The sequence below is a fragment of the Gordonia amicalis genome, assembly GCF_022059885.1.
In the GTDB taxonomy this organism is placed as follows: Bacteria; Actinomycetota; Actinomycetes; order Mycobacteriales; family Mycobacteriaceae; genus Gordonia; species Gordonia amicalis.
Genome location: NZ_CP091855.1, coordinates 593,388 through 612,862 on the forward strand (window position 1 = coordinate 593,388; position 19,475 = coordinate 612,862).

Sequence of the window (19,475 nt, forward strand, 5' to 3'; positions counted from 1 at the left end):
GGATTGGTGAACGCCGAACTGACCGCGTCACTGCTCTGGCTGGTCCCCGCGCTCCCGCTCGCCGGTGCGGTGATCCTTCTCCTCGGCGGTCGTGCCACCGATCGCTGGGGTCATCTGCTCGGTACCGCCGCAGCGATCGCGTCGTTCGTGGTCGGACTGGTGATGTTCGCCGGGATGGTGTCCCGCTCGGCCGACGACCGCGCGGTGACCGACACCCTGTTCCGCTGGGTGCCGGTCGGAGACTTGCAGGTGGACTTCGGTTTCCGCCTCGATCAGCTGTCCATGTGCTTCGTCCTCCTGATCACCGGTGTCGGGTCGCTGATCCACGTCTACTCGATCGGCTACATGTCCGACGACCCCGACCGCCGACGATTCTTCGGCTACCTCAACCTGTTTCTCGCGGCGATGCTCGTCCTCGTCCTCGCCGACAACTATCTCGGCCTGTATCTCGGCTGGGAGGGTGTGGGCCTGGCGTCGTATCTGCTGATCGGTTTCTGGCAGTACAAGCCGACCGCGGCGACCGCGGCGAAGAAGGCGTTCGTGGTCAACCGTGTGGGCGACGTCGGACTCGCCATCGCACTGATGATCATGTTCGCGACCTTCGGTTCGGTCGCGTTCACCGCGGTCTTCGACGGCGCTCCCCAGGCCGGCGAAGGAACCCTCACCGCACTGGGTTTCGTGCTCCTGCTCGCCGCGTGCGGCAAGTCTGCTCAGGTACCGCTGCAGTCGTGGCTCGGCGACGCGATGGAAGGTCCGACCCCGGTGTCCGCGCTGATCCACGCGGCGACCATGGTGACCGCCGGCGTGTATCTGATCGTGCGCTCGGGTCCGATCTTCGACCTGGCACCCGTCGCACAGGTCGGTGTCGTGGTGGTCGGATCGGTGACGCTGTTGTTCGGTGCGATCATCGGCTGCGCAAAGGACGACATCAAGAAGGCGCTCGCCGCGTCGACGATGAGCCAGATCGGGTACATGGTCCTGGCCGCCGGACTCGGCCCGGCCGGCTATGCGTTCGCCATCCTGCACCTTCTCACGCACGGCTTCTTCAAGGCCGGCCTGTTCCTCGGTGCCGGATCGGTCATGCACGGGATGAACGACGAGACCGACATGCGACGCTACGGCGGACTCCGCAAGCTCATGCCGATCACCTTCGTCACCTTCGGCGTCGGCTATCTCGCGATCATCGGAGTCCCACCGTTCGCGGGCTTCTACTCCAAGGACCACATCATCGAGGCCGCGTTCGGGGCAGGCGGCGCGAAGGGGCTGATCCTCGGTGGTGCAGCGCTTCTCGGCGCGGGTATCACCGCGTTCTACATGACCCGCGTGATGCTCCTGACGTTCTTCGGGGAGAGGCGGTGGCACGACGGCACGGATGCCGATGTCCCGCATCCGCACGAGTCGTCCAGGGTGATGACCGGACCGATGGTTCTGATCGCACTGGGTTCGGTGGCCTCCGGCGGGCTGCTCGCGATCGGCGGGTCGCTCGAGCACTGGCTGGAACCGGTGGTCGGCGAACACACGGCTGAACATCTGATCCCGGTGTGGGCGACGACCGCGACCATCCTCGTCGTCGTCGCGGTCGGCGTCGCGATCGCCTACCGGCAGTACGCCACCCGGCCGGTGCCCGTCGTCGCACCCGAGGACGTGTCGGTGCTGACGGTCGCGGCACGGCATGACCTGTACGGCGACACGATCAACGAAGAGCTGCTGATGCGTCCCGGACAGCGCGTCACCGCCGGCCTGGTCGCCGTGGAGTCCGACGGCGTCGACGGTCTGACGAGTGGCGTCGGCGATGCCGTGACCCGCACGTCGCGTCGAATACGCAGGTGGCAGAACGGTTATGTGCGGTCCTACGCGCTGTCGATGTTCGCCGGGACGACCCTGGTCGTCGCACTCGTGATGGCGGTGAACGTACTGTGAACATCCCCTGGCTGACGATCCTGTGGTTCGCACCCGCGGTGGGTGCGGCCCTCGTTCTCGCGATACCCGCGAGCCGTCCCGCGGTGGCTCGATGGTTCGCCTTCGCCATCACCCTCGGCGTCCTCGTCGTGGCTGTCGGCCTCGCGATCGGATTCGATCCGGCCGGTGAGCGATACCAGTTCACCGAGGACGTGAGTTGGATTCCGGCGCTGGGAACCCGATATGCGTTGGGACTCGACGGGATCGGCCTGGTTCTGATCCTGTTGACGACCGCACTCCTGCCCCTGCTCCTGCTCGCCGGCTGGCACGACGCCGAATCCGCCGGGTCCCTGGACCATTCGGGCGGACGCGCCCAGAAGGGTCCGCACATCTACCTCGCACTGTTCCTCGCCACCGAGGCGATGGTGCTGATGAGTTTTGTCGCGCTGGACATCCTGCTCTTCTACATCTTCTTCGAGGCCATGCTCATCCCGATGTACTTCCTCATCGGCGGCTTCGGCACCGGGCCCAACCGCTCCGGCGCGGCGGTGAAGTTCCTGTTGTACAACCTGTTCGGCGGTCTGCTCCTGCTCGCCGCCGTGATCGGCGTGTACGTCGTCTCCGCACAGAACAGCGTGGGGGCTGATGGCGGCGGGACTTTCGCGCTCGGCGACATCGTGGCCGCGGTGTCGAGCGGCCAGATCGACGACACCACCGGCCTCGCGAAGTTGCTGTTCCTCGGTTTCATGTTCGCGTTCGCGGTGAAAGCCCCGCTGTGGCCTCTGCATTCGTGGCTTCCCGATGCTGCGGTCGCGGCCACCCCGACGTCGGCGGTGCTGATGATGGCCGTCATCGACAAGGTCGGGACCTTCGCGATGCTGCGGTTCTGCCTGCAACTGTTCCCGGATGCGAGCCGGTACTTCGCGCCGCTGGTCTGCGGACTCGCGGTTGTCAGCATCGTCTATGGCGCGATCCTGGCCATCGGCCAGACCGACGTCATGCGCCTGATCGCCTACACCTCCATCTCGCACTTCGGTTTCATCATCCTGGGCATCTTCGTGATGACCGATCAGGGACAGACCGGTTCGGCGCTGTACATGGTCAACCACGGACTCTCCACCGCCGCCCTGTTCCTCATCGCCGGGTTCCTGGTGTCGCGCCGCGGCAGTCGGCTGATCGCCGACTACGGCGGCGTCCAGAAGGTCGCCCCCGTCCTCGCCGGCACCTTCCTCGTCGCGGGCCTGGCGACCCTGTCGCTACCCGGCCTCGCCCCGTTCATCAGCGAGTTCCTGGTCCTCATCGGCACATTCACGCGCTACCCGGTGGCGGCGGTCCTCGCATCATCCGCGCTGGTGCTCTCCGCGATCTACATCCTGTGGACCTATCAGCGGATGATGGGCGGACCCCCGAGACCCGAGGACGTGCGGGTGTCGTCGATACGCGACCTCGCCGGCCGCGAGCTGGCCGTCGTCGTACCGCTCCTCGCGCTGCTCATCGCCCTGGGGGTCTATCCCAAGCCGATGATCGACCTGATCGATCCGGCGGTGCAGAGCACGCTCACCACGGTCGGGGTCACCGATCCCGCACCCGCGGTGGCGGACCCGGTCCCGGCCCACGACCGGCCTGAGGGCCCCACCACCGATGCGGAGACCCACCGATGAGTCCGTCCGTCGTTGCGCTGAGTTCGACGCCGCTGGCCGCGATCGAGACCCCGAGCGTCGAGTACGCGGCCCTGTCGCCCATGTTGATCGTGTTCGGCGCAGGTGTCATCGGGGTCCTGGTAGAGGCCTTCGCTCCGCGCAGGCTGAGGTACCCACTGCAACTCGGGCTTTCGCTGGGCGGACTCGTCGTCGCGCTCGCTGCGCTCGCCACCGTGACGGCCGCACAGACAGCGGACGGCTCGAACGGACAGTTCGCGATGTCGGGGGCCGTCGTTCTGGACCGCCCGACCCTGTATCTGCAGGGACTCCTGCTGATCATCGCGATCATCGCGGTCGGGTTCATCGCCGAACGTCGGCTCGAGCGGGTCGTCGCGCCGGTCACCATGCGTACCCTGGCCGGCGCCGCGGTCACCGACGATCAGTCCGGCAGAGCAGGATTCAACGGCGGGGGCGTCGACGCGGACATGTTCACCCCGTCCGGCGCCTCGGTCCCGAACACCGACGCCGAGTTCGAGGCGACTCGTGCCGGGGCGGTGACGACCGAGGTGTTCCCGCTGGCACTGCTGGCGGTCGGCGGCATGATGCTGTTCCCGGCGTGCGGTGATCTGCTCACCATGTTCATCGCGCTGGAGGTCTTCTCGCTGCCGCTCTACCTGTTGTGCGGGCTGGCTCGGCGTCGTCGGCTGATCTCGCAGGAAGCATCTCTGAAGTACTTCCTGCTGGGCGCCTTCTCGTCGGCCTTCTTCCTGTTCGGTGCAGCATTCGTCTACGGGGCGACCGGCTCGTTGAACCTGTCGACGATCGGTGCGTCGATCACCGACGTCGCCGGTACCGGTGGCGACACGACGCTGGCGCTGATCGGTTTGGCGATGCTCGCGGTCGGACTGTTGTTCAAAGTCGGTGCGGTGCCGTTCCATTCGTGGATTCCCGATGTCTATCAGGGGGCCCCGACCCCGGTCACCGCGTTCATGGCATCGGCCACCAAGGTCGCGGCGTTCGGTGCGCTCCTCCGGGTCTTCTACGTCGGTTTCGGGGCGCTGCGCGACCAGTGGGAACCGGCGCTGTGGGCGGTGGCGATCGCGTCGATGGTCATCGCCTCGGTGATGGCCGTGACCCAGAACGACATCAAGCGGATGCTCGCCTACTCGTCGATCGCACACACCGGGTTCATCTTGCTCGGCCTGATCGCCTTCGACGATGCCGGGCTCGGCGCGACGCTCTTCTATCTGGCCGCCTACGCCTTCACGACCCTCGGCGCCTTCGCGACCGTGGCGGTGATCCGCGAACCCGACGCGGACACGAGCACGTCGGCGCGCACGGCCGCGGTCCACGGCACCGCCGCGACCGTCCGCAATCCTCATCTGTCCGGGCGTGAGGCGACCGATCTCACCCAGTGGTCGGGTCTGGGCCGACGGTATCCCTTGGTCGGCGCCATGTTCGCGGTCTACCTGCTGTCCTTCGCCGGCATCCCGCTCACGAGCGGCTTCATCGCCAAGTTCGACGTCTTCGCCGCGGCCGCCGGCAGCGGTGGCGGCGTTCTCGTGGTGATCGGTGTGATCAGCAGCGCGATCGCCGCCTACGTCTACATCCGCATCATCGTGGCCATGTTCTTCGACGATGTCCCCACCGGCGATGCCCCGCACGTCGTGAAGCCCAGCATCCTCACCACCACCGGCATCGCGGTCTGCACGCTGGCCACCGTCGTGCTCGGCATCTTCCCGCAACCGCTGCTCGACCTCGCCGACGCGGCCGCGACCTTCCTGCGCTGACCCGCAAACCCACCCCTTTTCAGCATTTCCACCCCCCTGCGAGGGGGTGGAAATCTCCATCCGTGGTGGGTTTGTGGAGCAGGTCGACGATGCCGTGCCATCCTGGAAGCCGTGGATCTCGTCAGGCACCTGCGGTTCTTCGTCGCCGTCGCCGAGGAGGGCCACTTCGGGGACGCGGCCGCCCGGTTGGAGATGACGCAGCCACCGGTGTCGCAGGGGCTGCGCCGCCTGGAGAGGGAACTCGGGGTTCAGCTCATCCGGCGCACCTCCCGCGGTGCGGAACTCACCGACGCCGGTCGCGACCTGTTACCCCGGGCACGACTCCTCATCGACGACGCGGCGCGGTTCCTGGGCGAAGCCCGACGCCTTCACGAGGGTTCTGAGGTACTGCGTTGGGGTGCAGTACCTCTCGCGGGGAGCGCGGCCGTCGCCGCTGTCGCACAACGCCTCGGCGACGTGTCGTCCGGTCAGGACATGGTGAGTGCCGCGGCGGTGAGTCTGATCGAGCAGGTGTCGGCGGGCACGCTCGACCTGGCCATCGTCGACGCGCCCTGCGTCACCGGCACTCTCACCACCGGCCCGGTCGTCGTGTTCCGACGCCACGTCGTCGTGCCGGCCCGTCATCCGGTCACCACCGCAGCACGTCCCCGGTTGCGCCACCTTGCGGGCCTGGACTTCTGCCACCCGCCGCGCGCCGCGAATCCGCCGGCTCATGACCAGCTGATCGACCGCCTCCGCGAGTCCGGACTCGATCCAAGAATCCTGGCCGTCTCGTCCTCCGAGCACCTGGTGGCCGCGGTCGCCGGTGGCGGAGCCTTCGGCCTGACCGTTGACCCGGAACGTCTCGCGTCGCTCGACGGCGTTCGGTGTCTCCCCATCGGGCGCGACGCCACGGCGCTGCGACTCCGGGTCGTCTACCGGGAATCCGCACTCGCCGAGGTCGCGGACGTGTCAACGGCGGCACTGTGGAAGATCAGCAAGGCCGCCGGGTGAACCCAGAACCAGCTGAGCTGCCCCTACACGTGCGGAAGCGGGTCGACCGCGACGTCACGGAGACCCTCGCCGACGCCGGCTGTTCCGGCTGGATACATGCGACGACGATCGGTTCCCCACGGATCGGATACTCCTTCGACGCCGACGCTCCGGTCGTCCTGGCCTCGGTGTACAAGCTCGCTCTACTGATCTCGTTGTGCCGCAGCGCAGATCGCGGTGACATCGACCTGACCTCGTCGGTGACGGTCGACCCGACACAATGGGCACAGGGTCCGACCGGACTGGCCGCGTTGCGCGATCCGATCACACTGAGCCGGCGAGACCTCGCCACCTCGATGATGACCGTCTCCGACAACGTCGCCGCCGACGTCATCCTCGACGAGATCGGACTCGACCGCGTACGCGAGGACCTTGCAACGCTCGGTGTCGCGAACACCCGGATCGTCGGCGGAGTCGCAGAGCTACACCAGCGTCTCCAGCGGGAAACCGGGACAAGCACGGTGGCAGAGGCTTTCGCCGCGCTCGCAGACCCGGATGACGACACGTCGGTCAGCGCCTACGACGCCGCGTACTCCAGTTCGTCCACGCCTCGGGACTGCACGACGCTGCTGTCCGCGGTCTGGACCGACCACGCGGCGTCGAACGAGATGTGTGCGTTCATCAGGGACACCATGCGTCGTCAAGTGTTCACCTCGCGCCTCGCGTCTGGATTTCCGTTCCGACGGGTCACCGTTGCGGGCAAGACGGGCACCCTGGTCGCGATCCGCAACGAGATCGGCGTCGTCGAGTTCCCCGGTGAGTTGCCGGTCGCCGTCGCGGTCTTCACGTCGAGTGCACGGTCTGAGCCCGCACTGCCGCACGTGGACCGGGCCATCGGTGAGGTCGCCCGGACGGTCGTCACGGAGCTCCGCACTCCCGCTGAGTAGCGCGGCAACCTGCCCCGATAGCGTTTCGCTATGGCGTCATCGCGCGTCGTGACCTTGCGTGGGGAGGCTCGGGTCGGTTGTCTGGCCACATGCGTCGGTTGTTGGTGATCCTGAGTGTTCTCGCGGTGCTGGTCGGCACGTTGTCGGGGTGTTTCCTGTCGAAGGACTCGCCGGAGGACACGTTGCAGTCGTTCGCGGACGCACTGCAGCGAGGAGATGTCGACGCGGCCGCCGGGCTCACCGACGACCCGACGACGGCTCGCACGACGATCCGGTCGATCTTCGACGGTATGGGCTCCACCCCGAAACTGTCGGTCGCCGCCGACCTCGTCGACGACAAGAAGGTCACCGGAACGCTCGACCATCAGTGGCAGATCCGAAACACCAATACGGCCTACCAGACGTCGGTCGTTCTCGCCGAGACGGATTCGGGCTGGCGCGTCCGGTGGCAACCATCGGTCATGCACCGGCAACTCCGCGCGGGACAGTCCTTCTCGTACAGCGACGACCGCGCCTACCGCACACCGGTTCTCGATACCAATGCGCGCCGCTGATGACGTGGCAGCCGGTGACGTTGATCAGTCTCGAACGGGCACAACTCGCTTCGGCCGAGACGTTGGCCCGTGCGCTGCGACCGGTCGAACCGTCGATGACGGCGGCCGGGATCCGCAAGCTCTTCGACGGCAACAACGCCCCGCGTCAGACCGTGATCAGGCTGCGTGAAGCAGATCTCGAACGTGTCCGGCGCAGCGTCGAGTCGACCGCCGGCGTGACGAACACCGAGCAGGGTGCGCTCCTCAGTGCCACCAGGGACCTCCATTCGCCCGCGATGTCGGGACTCGAGGACATCTGGCGTGGCGCGATCGACGCCACGGCCGGCTGGTCGATCCAGATCGTCGACAACGACGGCACTCCAACGCATCTCGTGGACTCCGCGCAACCGGGCACCACGCCGCCGATACGCACCTCCATCGACCGAGACATCCAGACCCGGGCACAACGCGCCGTCGACGGTGAACGACGTCCCGCGATGATCGTCGCCATCTCCCCGTCGACCGGCGGGATCGTCGCCGTCGCCCAGAACGACGCCGCCGACAGGTCCGGCGCGGTCTCCCTCACCGGCTTGTACCCGCCGGGATCGACCTTCAAGACCATCACCACCGCAGCGGCATTGGCCGCCGGGGTGGTGCAGCCGACGTCGCAGGTTCCCTGTCCCGGGCGCACGACGATCGAGGGACGAACCATCCCCAACGAGGACGACTTCGACCTCGGAACCGTCGCGCTGCCAACAGCTTTCTCCCGCTCGTGCAACACGACCATGGGAGCTCTCGCGAACAGACTCCCCGCCGACGGGTTGACCACGATGGCCCGCCGATTCGGCATCGGCGCCGACTACACGGTCCCGGGCCTGACCACCGTCACCGGACGAGTGCCCGTGGCCGACACCCCTGCCCTGCGCGTGGAGAACGGAATCGGTCAGGGCACGGTGACCGTCAGCCCGTTCGGTCTGGCGCTGGCCGAAGCGAGTCTCGCGCGGGGTGAGACCGTCACGCCCACGCTGGTCGAGGGACAGCGCACCACCGGCGACACCGAACCCGAACAGATTCCCGACGACGTGGTCCGTGCACTGCGAAGCATGATGTGCGACACCGTGACCCGCGGTACCGCCACCGCGTTGCAGGACATCCCCGACCTGGGCGGCAAGACCGGCACCGCCGAGTACGGTGACAACAAGAACCCACACGGGTGGTTCGCCGGTATCGTCGGCGACCTCGCCTTCGCGACGCTCGTCGTCGGCGGCGGGTCGTCGGCGCCCGCCGTGCAGGTCAGCGGCGAGTTCCTGCGTCCGCTGCGGTCATTCGGCGGATAGGCCGGCCAGTATCCGGGCCATCAGATAGCCGGACACGCGTAGCTCACCGTTGTTCCCGTCGCGGGGATAGTCGGCATGCCCGAATGCGCCTTGCCGCTCCACACCGTCGGCGGTGGTTCGATCGTCGACTTCGAGTTGCACGAGGTCGGTCGAGGTTGGCCGCGGACCGTTGGGGCCGACGGGCCCGAGGGACTGACCGTACGAGATGCTGTCGCTCTCGCCCTGCATGACGAACCCGTGACCGTCCTCGAGCCCCAGCTCGGGTTCGTCGTTCGCCTCGAATCCCGGAGAGCCGTAGAAAACGGCATCGTCGACCGGATGTCCGCCGGGGGTCTGCAGCGCCAGTCCTTGCGTCAGCGACCCGTAGGAGTGCCCGAGTGCGACGATGTGCGGGTCCGCCTTGTTCGACGTCGCATCGATCGCACGGTAGAAGTTCGCCAGTTCCGGCGCACCGTCGCTCGCCCGATCCTGTTGCGCCACTTCCAGCCACGACCATCCGGACGGACGGCTGCCGTCGGAGTCCGGCGGTTCGAAATCGAGCCACGAGACGGTGGCGACCCTCTCGTGTCCGCGTCCGGCGCGCTGGAGCTCGTCGAGCGTTTCGTCGCGCAGAGCTGCCGACTCACCCAGCATGGATCCGAAGCTGTTCCGGATGTTCGTGTTCAGTCCCGGCGTCGTGACCGAGACATGGTCGGCATCATCGGGATTGCCGATGGAGATCGCCGCCTTGCCCTGCTCCCCGGAGAACATGTCCATCACCAGCAGCATCCGACCATTCAGATTCGACGGGCTCCACTCGTTGTCGGCCATCAACTCCTGCAGCGTCTGCACATCCCGGATCTTCTTCCCGACCTGTTCGAGTTCGGCGTCCTCGTTGGTGAAGAGGCCGCCGAACCTGATCTGCCTCGTGAGCTGATCCCGACGATCCTCGAGCTGTCTCAGCACGTCGTCGAGCCGGGCGACGTTCGCAGCATGTCTGATCGGCGACGGGATGCCGTCGACGTTGCCCAGCAGATCCGGTCGGTCGCGTAACAGCTCCTGCTGTTGCTCGGGAGCCAGCGCGTCCCAGTAGGCATTCACCTCGTCGGGCGACTTGCCCGCCGGCGGTTCGAGAGGGGTGAGCCCGCCCTGTCCAGCCCCCGCCTTCGTCGCCTCTTCCATGCTCCCGGCATCGTTCGCGGTGATCTTGCCGTCGCGGATGGCGTCGAACACCCGCGCGGCATCGGCGTCGACATCGGTTGCCTGGGTGATGAGTGCCTTCACCGCGGTCTCCAGTGCCTTCCGCAGGTCCTCCCGCGCTTCGTCGTCCTCCGGGTCGGGTGTCGGTGCGGCGGTCACGGACCCGTCGTCGTGGATGGTCATCGACGCATCCGCGGCCTGCACCCGTAGACCGGCGAGTCGGCCTTGGAGGTGTTTGACCGCCGAGGAGGTCTCGACGGCGAGCTGCCGGGCCGCACCGAGGACTGCGGCTTCGTCGCGGAGGTCATCGACCGTGACCGCGTACAGCTGTCGGGCGGCGTCGGCCGCATCGCCGAACCAGCCCGGCAGCTCGCCGGCTGTCCGTAGCGCACCCTCGATCTCGCCGACGGTCGTCACGCGTTTCGCGAGGGAGTCGGCCATCGTGTCGAGCGCGCCGGTGTCCCAGGCGTCGATTCGGGCAAGATCCGTGGAGTCAGCCCGGCGACGAGGCGTTCGATCCGTCCGCGGCCGGCGGAGTCACCGCTTCCGCGGGGCCGGCGGGGAGCCTGCACGGCGTCCGGATCGACAGTAGCGCTGCCTCGAAGGTGCCGAACTTGACGGAACCGTTCTCGTCGTCGGAGAACCGGACCTCTCGGTCACCCGGCTGATTTCGTGTCCACGTCTCGTTCGTCAACCCCGCCGCGGCAGCGGCAGAACGCACGATCTCCACGGCTCGGGGCCACTGCTCTTCGCTGATCGGCACCGGGGATGTCCGACGGTCGAGCTGGACGGTCCTGCCGTCGGTCTCCAGCCACTCGCCCGAGCAGGGGTTCCGGTAGTCCGGGAACAGGTTGTCCGGCGGATTGGTCGATTCGAACCTCACGCCGGGCGCGATCACCTCGACCTGCTCGACGATCGCCTCCCGCATGGCGCGGAAATCATCCAGGGTCGCTTCCAGGCTCGGTAGCCCGCGAAGCTGCCCGTTCAACTCCGCCACTCTCGCCGCGGACACGTCGTCCGACGGTCCGAACGTCGCTTCGTCCACCGCGGAGCACCCCCCTCCACACAGAACGGCCGCGAGTACCACCGCAACCCATCCCGCACGCATCACGTAACCCCCGACCGGCTCTGCGGGTAGCCTGCTACCTGCACCAGAAACATACTTCAACGCACGGGGGTGCCGGTATGTCTGCTCACGAGTCAGAGGTCGATCCCGAAGTTCTGTGGCACTCCGCCCGAACCATCACGACGACCGCCGACCTTGCGGAGACCCATCTCAAGAGCAGCGATGCGGCGGTGGCCTCGTGCGGTCGCGGCTGGTCGACCATGGCGTCCGCGGGCTTTCGACGAGTTCGTGGACCGCTCGGACCGATTCACCAGAGACCTGTTGCAGAAGCTCGCGGACCTCGAGCAGAGCACCCGGGCTGCAGCCGCACAGTACGAACGCACCGACGCCGCCAGTGGTCGGGAGATCGCCGCGACCGCTGGAGATTCCCGTCTTTTGAACCTCTGAACCTTGACCGCCGGCGTGTCATCGGCTCAGATGAAACGCATGGGCGACGAACTGTTCGAGCACAAGACCAAGACCACGCTGACCCGCGAAGAAGCGGCCCAGCGGCTTCGCGACCTCGCCGATGCGATCGCCCGGCACAATGAGGTGTCGTTCGTCGCCAACAACAAGACCGTGCGAATCGACGTCCCCCCGCAGGTCAAGCTCAAGGTCGAGTTCGAGCGCGGCGAGAAGGAATCCGAGATCGAGATCGAGATCTCCTGGTAGCCCCGCTCCCGACCGCCGATGCCCGGTCGGATTCGGTCCAGTCCTCGGTGATGCCTCTCGCCGATCGGCTCGACGACGCCAGTACCCACACCGCGCCGCCCAACGCGTAATCGTCGACCTGCGCGCTCGCGTCGAGGAGCGTCGAACCGACCCGCTCGGAGTCGGCGATCCTCGTCGTCAGAACAAATGCCCCGCGACTGAGGCGTCGAACACAGCAGGAACAATCCCGCTTAGTTGCGTGTTACAACCTTCACGTCTGCCTTTAGTTGCAGCTTTCAACAATTTGCCGTCCACGTGCGCGAACATCGCCGGCAGCACGCGGACGCGTACCGCGGAGGTATCAGAGGATGAGCGCACCCGCCGCCGGGCCGGTGGAGGTCGAGGACATCCCGATGACCCATCGCCAGCGAATCGAGGCACTGGTCGGCCTCCTGCTGGGGATGTTCGTCGCCTTCCTGTCCTCGACCATCGTCTCCAATGCACTGCCGACGATCATCACCGATCTGCACGGCACACAGAACCAGTACACCTGGGTGGTCGTCGCGACCCTCCTGGCGTCGACCGCCACCACCCCGATCTGGGGCAAGTTCGCGGATCTGGTGAGCAAGAAGCTGCTGGTGCAGATGTCACTGGCCCTGTTCACCATCGGATCCGTCCTCGCCGGGACCTCGCAGTCCGTCGACATGCTCATCGGGTTCCGTGTGATCCAGGGTCTGGGTCTGGGCGGTTTGCAGGCGTTGGTCGTCATCGTGGTGGCAACCATGTTCAGCCCGCGTGAGCGCGGTCGCTACCAGGGTCCGATGGCCGCGGTGATGTCGGTCGCCACGGTTGCTGGTCCGCTGATCGGCGGGCTGATAGTCGACACCAGTTGGCTCGGCTGGCGCTGGACCTTCTACGTCTGCGTGCCGCTCGCCGTCGCGGCACTGCTGGTCATCCAGCGCACGCTGAACCTCCCCGTGATCCGCAAGAAGGTCAGCATCGACTACGGCGGCGCTGTCCTCATCGCCGCGGGTGTCAGCATTCTGCTGATCTGGGTGACCCTCGCCGGGAAGAGCTTCGACTGGGCGTCGGCGGCGTCCTACGCACTCGTCGCGCTGGGGCTGGTGCTGCTGGCGGCCGCGGTGTTCGTCGAGTCGCGGGTGAGCAGCCCCATCATCCCGTTGCATCTGTTCCGCGATCGCACGACGACGCTGGCCACGCTGGCAAGCGTCGCCGTCGGTGTCGCCCTCTTCGGTGGTGCGGTGTTCCTGGGTCAGTACTTCCAGGTCGCCCGCGGCTACTCGCCGACCGCGGCGGGCCTGCTCACACTCCCGATGATCATCGGCTCGATGGTCTCGGCGACCATCTCCGGACAGATGATCACCCGCTTCGGACGCTGGAAGGTCTACCTAGTCGCCGGTGCGGCGCTGATGACGGTCGGCTTCGGACTGCTGGCCACGATCGACGCGCACACCGACATGAGGATTCTGGGTGTGTACCTGTTCGTCCTCGGTATCGGTATGGGTATGACGATGCAGAACCTGGTGCTGGCGGTCCAGAACAACGTCAGCCCCGCGAACCTGGGTGCGGCCACCTCGACCGTCACGTTCTTCCGTTCGCTCGGCGGCGCGTCGGGTGTGTCGGTGCTGGGTGCGGTCCTGTCCAGCCATGTCTCCGACCTCATCGCGCAGGGGCTGAGTGCAGTCGGCATCAACGCCGGGCAGACCGGCGGCTCGCAGGCCGGCTTGTCGAACCTGAACGAGTTGCCCGGCCCGATCGCCGATATCGTCCGCGGCGCGTACGGTGACGGCACGGCCCGCATCTTCCTGGTCGCCGGAATCATGGCGGCGCTCAGCCTCGTCGCCATCTGTTTCATCATGGAGGTCGCCCTCAAGACGATGAGCAGCGATGAGGAGCGCCGGGCCGAGGCCGCCGCGGCCGCACTGACCACAGAGGACACCAGTCCGCGATGAAGACGATCGCGGTCGGGCTCGACCACAGCCAGGAGTCGGAAGCCGCCGCACGATGGGGTGCGGCGGCTGCCGTCCGTCGCGGCGGGCGGCTGCTGCTCGTCCACGGATACGCTCCTGCGGGCGCCGCACAGGGCCTGGCCGAGTTCGACATCGAGAACATTCGCGATGCCGCGCTCGCCCGGGCGGACGCGGTCGCGAATTCCCTTCGCGCCGACCATTTGCAGCTACGGGTGGACACGCTCGTCAGGCCAGAGCTCCCGGTCCCGTTGCTGCTGCAGGTGTCGGAGCACGTGGACCTGCTGGTCCTGGGGCACCACCGCGCGAACTGGCTGGAACGACTCACCTCCGGAAGCGTCAGTGCGATTCTCACCGCACGGTCGAAATGCCCCGTCGTCACCGTGCCTTTCGGCAATGTGTGCTTCGACGGCCCGGTCGTCGTGGCGGTCGACGTCGACGCGCCGTCGGATCAGGCCATCAAGACCGCCTTCGAGCGGGCACGCGACATCGGCCAGCGGGTGACCATCATCTGTGCAATACCCGACGACGCTGCGCCAGAACAGGTCTCCGATGCGTACGCGCGCGCCGACACCCTCCTGGACCCGTGGCGGCGGCAGTACCCGGACTGCCCCGTCAACGTTCAGCTCGTCAACGGCGATCCCCATCGCTCGCTCGCCGAAGCCGTGCCGCAGGCGTCACTTTTGGTGATCACCCGACCGCGCGCCGGTACCGCCTTCCCGGTCTGGACCACCTCGGTGACCCGCGCCGCCCATCACGCGGCGCGACACCCGATCGCGGTGGTCGATCACTCCGCGTCCTGACTTCCGAGAGTTCGGATCAGCCCACCTGCGGAGGCACTCCGCCGGGATCAGGTTGCGTTTATGCCCGCGACCCGGGACAGAACGCAACCTGATCAGACGCCCGCCTGCTCACCAGCACCTGCCGACGCAAGCACGTATCCGCACACCACGACGACCGCGCTGATGACCGCGGCGACCGCGAACACCGACCACAGCGCGACCTTGACCAGCAGCGCTCCGACCAAGGCGCCCAACAGGATTGACACGATGGCCGCGGATCGACGGTTCACGATCGTCGCGCGACCGGGCCGTGCGAACATGTCGATCGCCCATGCGGTGATCGTCGACGTCACGACGACGGTCGTCACGTCGGCGACACCGATGTTGCGCGCCGCCGCAGCCTGCATGCCCATCGCGCACGCGGTCATCCCGACGGCGAACATCGCTGCCACATGCTCCGTCGACTGTGCCCAGATGATGACCGCGGTACCGGCGACCAGCGACGCCGACACCGCAAGCACAGCGGTCAACCGCGGACTCCACCCACGCCGATCCGACCGTAGGAACAGGCTCGCCAACCCGGCGCCGAGGATGAACGCGACGAGGGCGAGCGCCACGGAGAACACCGGCAGTCCGTCGGCGCCGGCAGCACCCATCCCGAGGATCAGGACGTTCCCGGTCATGTTCCCCAGGAACACGGTGTCGAGACCGAGGAAACCGCCGGCGTCGACGACGCCGGTCGCGAACGTCAGCACGAGCATCAACGCGAGGTCTCGGGCCGCTTCCCGGTCAGCGCCGGGGGAACTGTCACTCGTGGTCAAGCGCGGCTCCTTCGGCCCTGGATCTCGCCGTCGACGCACGGCAGATCGTCGTGACCAGCACTGTTCGGTCGCTCCGATCGTAAGGCGGCGAGCAGCCGGATGTCCGGCGAGTCCGGTTCCCGCGTGTGCGTTTACATCCCGAGCGCTCGCGGTCATCGTGGTCGGCGCACGGCCGGGTATCGTCGTCGTGTGGTCGGAAGCGTCGACGAATCCATGAGCGGTACAGAGCGTTCCGGCCACCGGCAGCTCGGCAACCCGGCACGTGCTGCCCTCACCGGCCCCCATGCGCGGTTCGCCGAACGTGTCGGCACCGCGCTGCGGTACCACCCCGATGTCTGCCCGATGGCGGCCCTGCCGGACGACCCGACCCCCGGCGACTGGGCCGACGCCGCCCGACTGGTCGGCCCCGGCGGTTCTCTCTTCATCCCCGTCGTCGCCGACGCCCCACCGGCGGAATGGCAGACGACCATGCGTCGACCCGGGGTGCAGATGATCGACGCAGGCGTGTCCGCGGAACCCGACGCCGAGGCGGTCCCCCTGGCCGCGGGCGACGTACCGGAGATGATCGACCTCGTCCGGCGCACACGTCCCGGACCGTTCCGTCCGCGCACCATTGAGATGGGCACCTACCTCGGCATCCGGCGCGGTGGGCGGCTCGTCGCGATGGGTGGCGAACGACTCGCCCTACCGGGTTACACCGAGATCAGCGCGGTCTGCACCGATCCCGCGCACCGCGGCGAAGGACTTGCGTCACGACTGGTTCTCGCCCTCGCCCACGGCATTCGACAGCGTGGCGCCACCCCGATACTTCACGCGGACGCGACCAACGTGAACGCCATCCGCCTGTACGAGCAACTGGGTTTCGAGATCCGCGCGGAAGTGCTGTTCCAGGTGATGCTGGCCCCTTCGTGACGTGCGCTCCGCAAGCTCCGGGCACTCCTCAGGGAGCAGGTGACGCGCTACGCGGCATCACTTTGTTTCAGCGACTTCGCCAGCGGCGCGATCTCGTCCAGGTAGATCGCGGCCAGAACACCGGACTCGTCGGCGAGGTTGCGCACGCGGTCACTCTCCGCGCGGTCCCGTTCCGCGTCGACCACGTGCTCGAATTCGTCTATGGCACTGACCCGCTCGAGCCAGGACTGCTTGTCCTGACGCTGTTGGATGCGGGCGACGATCTGCTCGTACTCGGCGAATGCCTCGACCCGCGCGACGAGGCCGTCAAGCCGACCGGACAGCAGCCTCGACTTCTCCGCGAACGTCGCGATCACCTCGTCGTCGACGCCGAGATGTCCCGCGGGCGCGTCACCGAGGATGGCCAGCTGGTCGCGCAGCCCGGCCGCTGCGGTCGTGATCGCGGTGGCCTCTCCGACCAGGTCGACGCGCACGGAATGCCGGTCGAAGAAGTCCAGCTTCCACGCCGGATAACGGCTGACGCTGTCGGCGACGAGCGCCGTGGTCCAGACGATCTTCCCGATGCGATCCTTGTTGAGTTGTGCGAGTTCGGTCCAGTCCCCGAGCCGGTCGCGAGGTTCCGCCTGGCCCGCCTCGTCCGGATCGGAGTTGCCCGGACTCCGGTTGTGTCAGAGATCGAGAGCAAGGACGAGGTAGTCGTTCGCGCCACCCGCCGGGCTGCGGGTCCACTGCCCCTCGATTCGGCGCTGTACCGACTGACACGACGCCCACCGCGTGGCCTGGGCCAACCGCAGCTCGTCGGCGAGTTCGCCCAGTGCATCGGTCGACGGTCGAACAGCGACGTGCGACGCCTCGACCGGGGAGTCGTTCCGCTCGGCTCGACGCCGCGCGCGGTCGTCTCTCATCCCGGTGAACATCGCCGAGAACGCGCCGACGGCCAACGACATCAGCAGGACGAGAGCCACCACGACCACCACCACGAAGACGGCCCCGGCGACGAACATCATGCTTCCAGTGAACCACTCGGCGACGCTTACGTGGCCTGTTCGCGACTGGCATCTACCACGCGAGGATGTCGGCCACAGCCAGGCCACACCACCGATCTCGCCCCAAGCAATCGCTTGGTTTGTTACGTTCGGCAACGATGGGATTCCTGAAACAGACCACTCCCGACATCGACTTCCCGACCTGGAGCCAGGGCACACGCGCGGAGAAGATCCGGCCCATGGCGCGACATTGGGCCGAGGTCGGGTTCGGGACCCCGGTGGCACTGCACCTGTTCTATGTCGGCAAGATCCTCGCCTTCATCCTGATCGGCTGGACGATCGTCATCACGACGCCGGGCATCGACGGCTTCCTCGACGTCACCGCCTGGTACAACGAGCCGATCGTCTTCCAGAAGGTCGTGCTCTACACGACGCTCTTCGAGGTGGTGGGTTTCGGCTGCGGGTTCGGCCCGCTGAACAACCGCTTCTTCCCGCCCTTCGGCTCGATCCTCTACTGGTTGCGCCCCGGGACGATCCGTCAGCCCCCGTGGCCCCGGATCCCACTGACCGCGGGTGACGCCAGGACCCCCGTCGACGTCCTGCTCTACGGCGCGCTGATCGTCGTCGTGCTGATCGCCCTGTTCAGCCCCGGTTCGGGCGCCGTCCCCGAACTCGACACCACCGTCGGCGTCCTTCCCGCGTGGCAGATCTGGACGATCCTCGGACTCCTCGCCGCGATCGGACTCCGGGACAAGACGGTCTTCCTGGCCGCACGCGGCGAGGTGTACGGCGCGCTGACGGTGACGTTCCTGTTCGGCGGCGTCGACATGATCATCGGCGCCCAACTCTTGTTCCTGTGCATCTGGCTCGGCGCGGCGACGTCGAAACTGAACAAGCATTTCCCCTTCGTCATCGCGACGATGATGTCCAACAACCCGATCTGGCGGTCGCCGAAGATCAAACGCAAGTTCTTCGAGGACTTCCCCGAAGACCTCCGACCCGGACGCCGGTCCCGTTGGATCGCCCACTTCTCCACGGCCGTCGAAGGACTCGTCCCGATCGTGCTGTTCTTCTCGCACGGCGGGTGGGTCGGCGGGATCGCCGCCGCGATCATGCTCGTCTTCCACTTCGGCATCCTGTCGTCGATCCCGATGGGAGTCCCGCTGGAGTGGAACGTCTTCATGATGTTCGGCATCCTCGCGATCTTCGTCGGCCACCCGGGCATCGGGCTCACCGACCTCGAATCCCCGTGGCCGCTACTACTGTTCGCGGTGTCGGCGACGACGGTGGTCGTCGGGAACCTGATGCCGCGCAAGGTGTCCTTCCTGCCCGGCATGCGGTACTACGCGGGCAACTGGGACACCGGACTGTGGTGCATCAAGCCGTCGGCGTCGGCGAAGATCGAAGCGGGCATCGTGGCCATCGCGTCGATGCCGGCGGCCCAACTCGAACGGTTCTACGGCAGTCCCGAAGCCCAGATCCCCCTCTACATGGGATATGCGTTCCGCTCCTCCAACAGTCACGGCCGCGCACTCTTCACGCTCGCACATCGCGCCATGAGTGGAACCCCCGAGGAACAGTACGTACTCACCGACGGCGAACGGATCTGCAGCACCGCGATGGGCTGGAACTTCGGCGACGGCCACCTCTCCAACGAGCAGCTCATCGAATCACTCCAGCGCCGTTGCCGATTCGAGCCGGGCGAGGTGCGGATCGTCCTGCTCGACGCCCAGCCGATTCATCGTCAGACGCAGGAGTACCGCCTGATCGACCCGGCGATCGGCGTCTTCGAGAAGGGCTACGTCCGGGTCGCCGATCTCGTCACCCGCCAGCCGTGGGACGACGAGGTCCCGACGACAGTGACATGGCGCGCCGATGGTGGCCGCACTGATCCTGCCTGAGGCCGCCTGCCGTCGGCGCGACCGGTCCCGGA

The 19,475-nt window shown here is 67.1% G+C and carries 14 protein-coding genes and 2 pseudogenes; 12 read left to right on the top strand and 4 right to left on the bottom strand.

All coding sequences use genetic code 11. From position 1 onward, the window contains the following. Positions 1-6 precede the first annotated feature (6 nt). From nuoL to IHQ52_RS02815, 6 genes and pseudogenes are all read left to right on the top strand, one after another. Positions 7-1,920, top strand: coding sequence for an NADH-quinone oxidoreductase subunit L (gene nuoL, locus IHQ52_RS02790; RefSeq protein WP_238064076.1), 1,914 nt, complete (start codon positions 7-9; stop codon positions 1,918-1,920). Beyond that, positions 1,917-3,560, top strand: a complete 1,644-nt coding sequence (locus IHQ52_RS02795) for an NADH-quinone oxidoreductase subunit M (RefSeq protein ID WP_238064077.1) — start codon at positions 1,917-1,919, stop codon at positions 3,558-3,560. Before nuoL ends, IHQ52_RS02795 begins: the two co-directional genes overlap by 4 nt. Continuing rightward, complete coding sequence (nuoN, locus tag IHQ52_RS02800; RefSeq protein ID WP_024498753.1) at positions 3,557-5,329, top strand: NADH-quinone oxidoreductase subunit NuoN; 1,773 nt, start codon at positions 3,557-3,559, stop codon at positions 5,327-5,329. The genes IHQ52_RS02795 and nuoN overlap by 4 nt, the downstream gene beginning before the upstream one ends. Positions 5,330-5,440: 111 nt before the next feature. After that, positions 5,441-6,322 carry a LysR family transcriptional regulator gene (locus tag IHQ52_RS02805; protein WP_238064078.1) on the top strand — a complete coding sequence of 294 codons (882 nt, stop codon included), beginning with the start codon at positions 5,441-5,443 and terminating at the stop codon, positions 6,320-6,322. Then, the gene (locus tag IHQ52_RS02810) at positions 6,319-7,248 is read left to right on the top strand and encodes a serine hydrolase (protein WP_006435202.1); all 930 of its coding nucleotides are present in this window, start codon (positions 6,319-6,321) and stop codon (positions 7,246-7,248) included. Before IHQ52_RS02805 ends, IHQ52_RS02810 begins: the two co-directional genes overlap by 4 nt. 89 nt (positions 7,249-7,337) lie before the next feature. After that, positions 7,338-9,118: pseudogene (locus IHQ52_RS02815) on the top strand (penicillin-binding transpeptidase domain-containing protein). Here the strand turns inward: IHQ52_RS02815 and IHQ52_RS02820 are convergent. Then, a complete protein-coding gene (locus IHQ52_RS02820; RefSeq protein WP_024498755.1) occupies positions 9,104-10,738 on the bottom strand; it encodes an alpha/beta hydrolase in 1,635 nt (544 codons plus the stop codon). The pseudogene IHQ52_RS02815 and the gene IHQ52_RS02820 sit on opposite strands and share 15 nt — an antisense overlap. Before the next feature lie 52 nt (positions 10,739-10,790). Beyond that, positions 10,791-11,342: an LppA family lipoprotein gene (locus IHQ52_RS02825; protein WP_232513049.1), complete on the bottom strand. Its 552-nt coding sequence runs from the start codon at positions 11,340-11,342 to the stop codon at positions 10,791-10,793. Positions 11,343-11,651: 309 nt separating this feature from the next. Here IHQ52_RS02825 and IHQ52_RS02830 point away from each other — a divergent pair, with 309 nt between their 5' ends. The 4 genes from IHQ52_RS02830 to IHQ52_RS02845 all read left to right on the top strand — a co-directional run bounded on the left by IHQ52_RS02830 (position 11,652) and on the right by IHQ52_RS02845 (position 14,844). Next, positions 11,652-11,810, top strand: coding sequence for a hypothetical protein (locus tag IHQ52_RS02830; protein WP_238064079.1), 159 nt, complete (start codon positions 11,652-11,654; stop codon positions 11,808-11,810). Between the two features lie 39 nt (positions 11,811-11,849). After that, positions 11,850-12,074 carry an amphi-Trp domain-containing protein gene (locus tag IHQ52_RS02835; RefSeq protein ID WP_006435207.1) on the top strand — a complete coding sequence of 75 codons (225 nt, stop codon included), beginning with the start codon at positions 11,850-11,852 and terminating at the stop codon, positions 12,072-12,074. 347 nt (positions 12,075-12,421) lie between these two features. Then, complete coding sequence (locus IHQ52_RS02840) at positions 12,422-14,026, top strand: MFS transporter (RefSeq protein ID WP_024498756.1); 1,605 nt, start codon at positions 12,422-12,424, stop codon at positions 14,024-14,026. After that, positions 14,023-14,844, top strand: a complete 822-nt coding sequence (locus IHQ52_RS02845) for a universal stress protein (protein ID WP_024498757.1) — start codon at positions 14,023-14,025, stop codon at positions 14,842-14,844. Before IHQ52_RS02840 ends, IHQ52_RS02845 begins: the two co-directional genes overlap by 4 nt. Before the next feature lie 92 nt (positions 14,845-14,936). Here the strand turns inward: IHQ52_RS02845 and IHQ52_RS02850 are convergent, their stop codons facing one another. Further along, the gene (locus IHQ52_RS02850) at positions 14,937-15,644 is read right to left on the bottom strand and encodes a YoaK family protein (protein ID WP_006435210.1); all 708 of its coding nucleotides are present in this window, start codon (positions 15,642-15,644) and stop codon (positions 14,937-14,939) included. 213 nt (positions 15,645-15,857) lie between these two features. On the opposite strand from IHQ52_RS02850, the gene IHQ52_RS02855 reads away from it, so the two are divergent. Beyond that, positions 15,858-16,556 (top strand): GNAT family N-acetyltransferase, encoded by a 699-nt coding sequence (locus IHQ52_RS02855; protein ID WP_006435211.1) that lies wholly within the window; start codon positions 15,858-15,860, stop codon positions 16,554-16,556. A 47-nt stretch (positions 16,557-16,603) separates the two neighbouring features. On the opposite strand, the pseudogene IHQ52_RS02860 reads toward IHQ52_RS02855, so the two are convergent. Further along, positions 16,604-17,563 (bottom strand): annotated as a pseudogene (locus tag IHQ52_RS02860) (hypothetical protein). A gap of 137 nt (positions 17,564-17,700) precedes the next feature. Between IHQ52_RS02860 and IHQ52_RS02865 the strand changes: the two are divergent. Then, positions 17,701-19,443 carry a DUF3556 domain-containing protein gene (locus tag IHQ52_RS02865; RefSeq protein ID WP_238064080.1) on the top strand — a complete coding sequence of 581 codons (1,743 nt, stop codon included), beginning with the start codon at positions 17,701-17,703 and terminating at the stop codon, positions 19,441-19,443. Positions 19,444-19,475 lie beyond the last annotated feature (32 nt).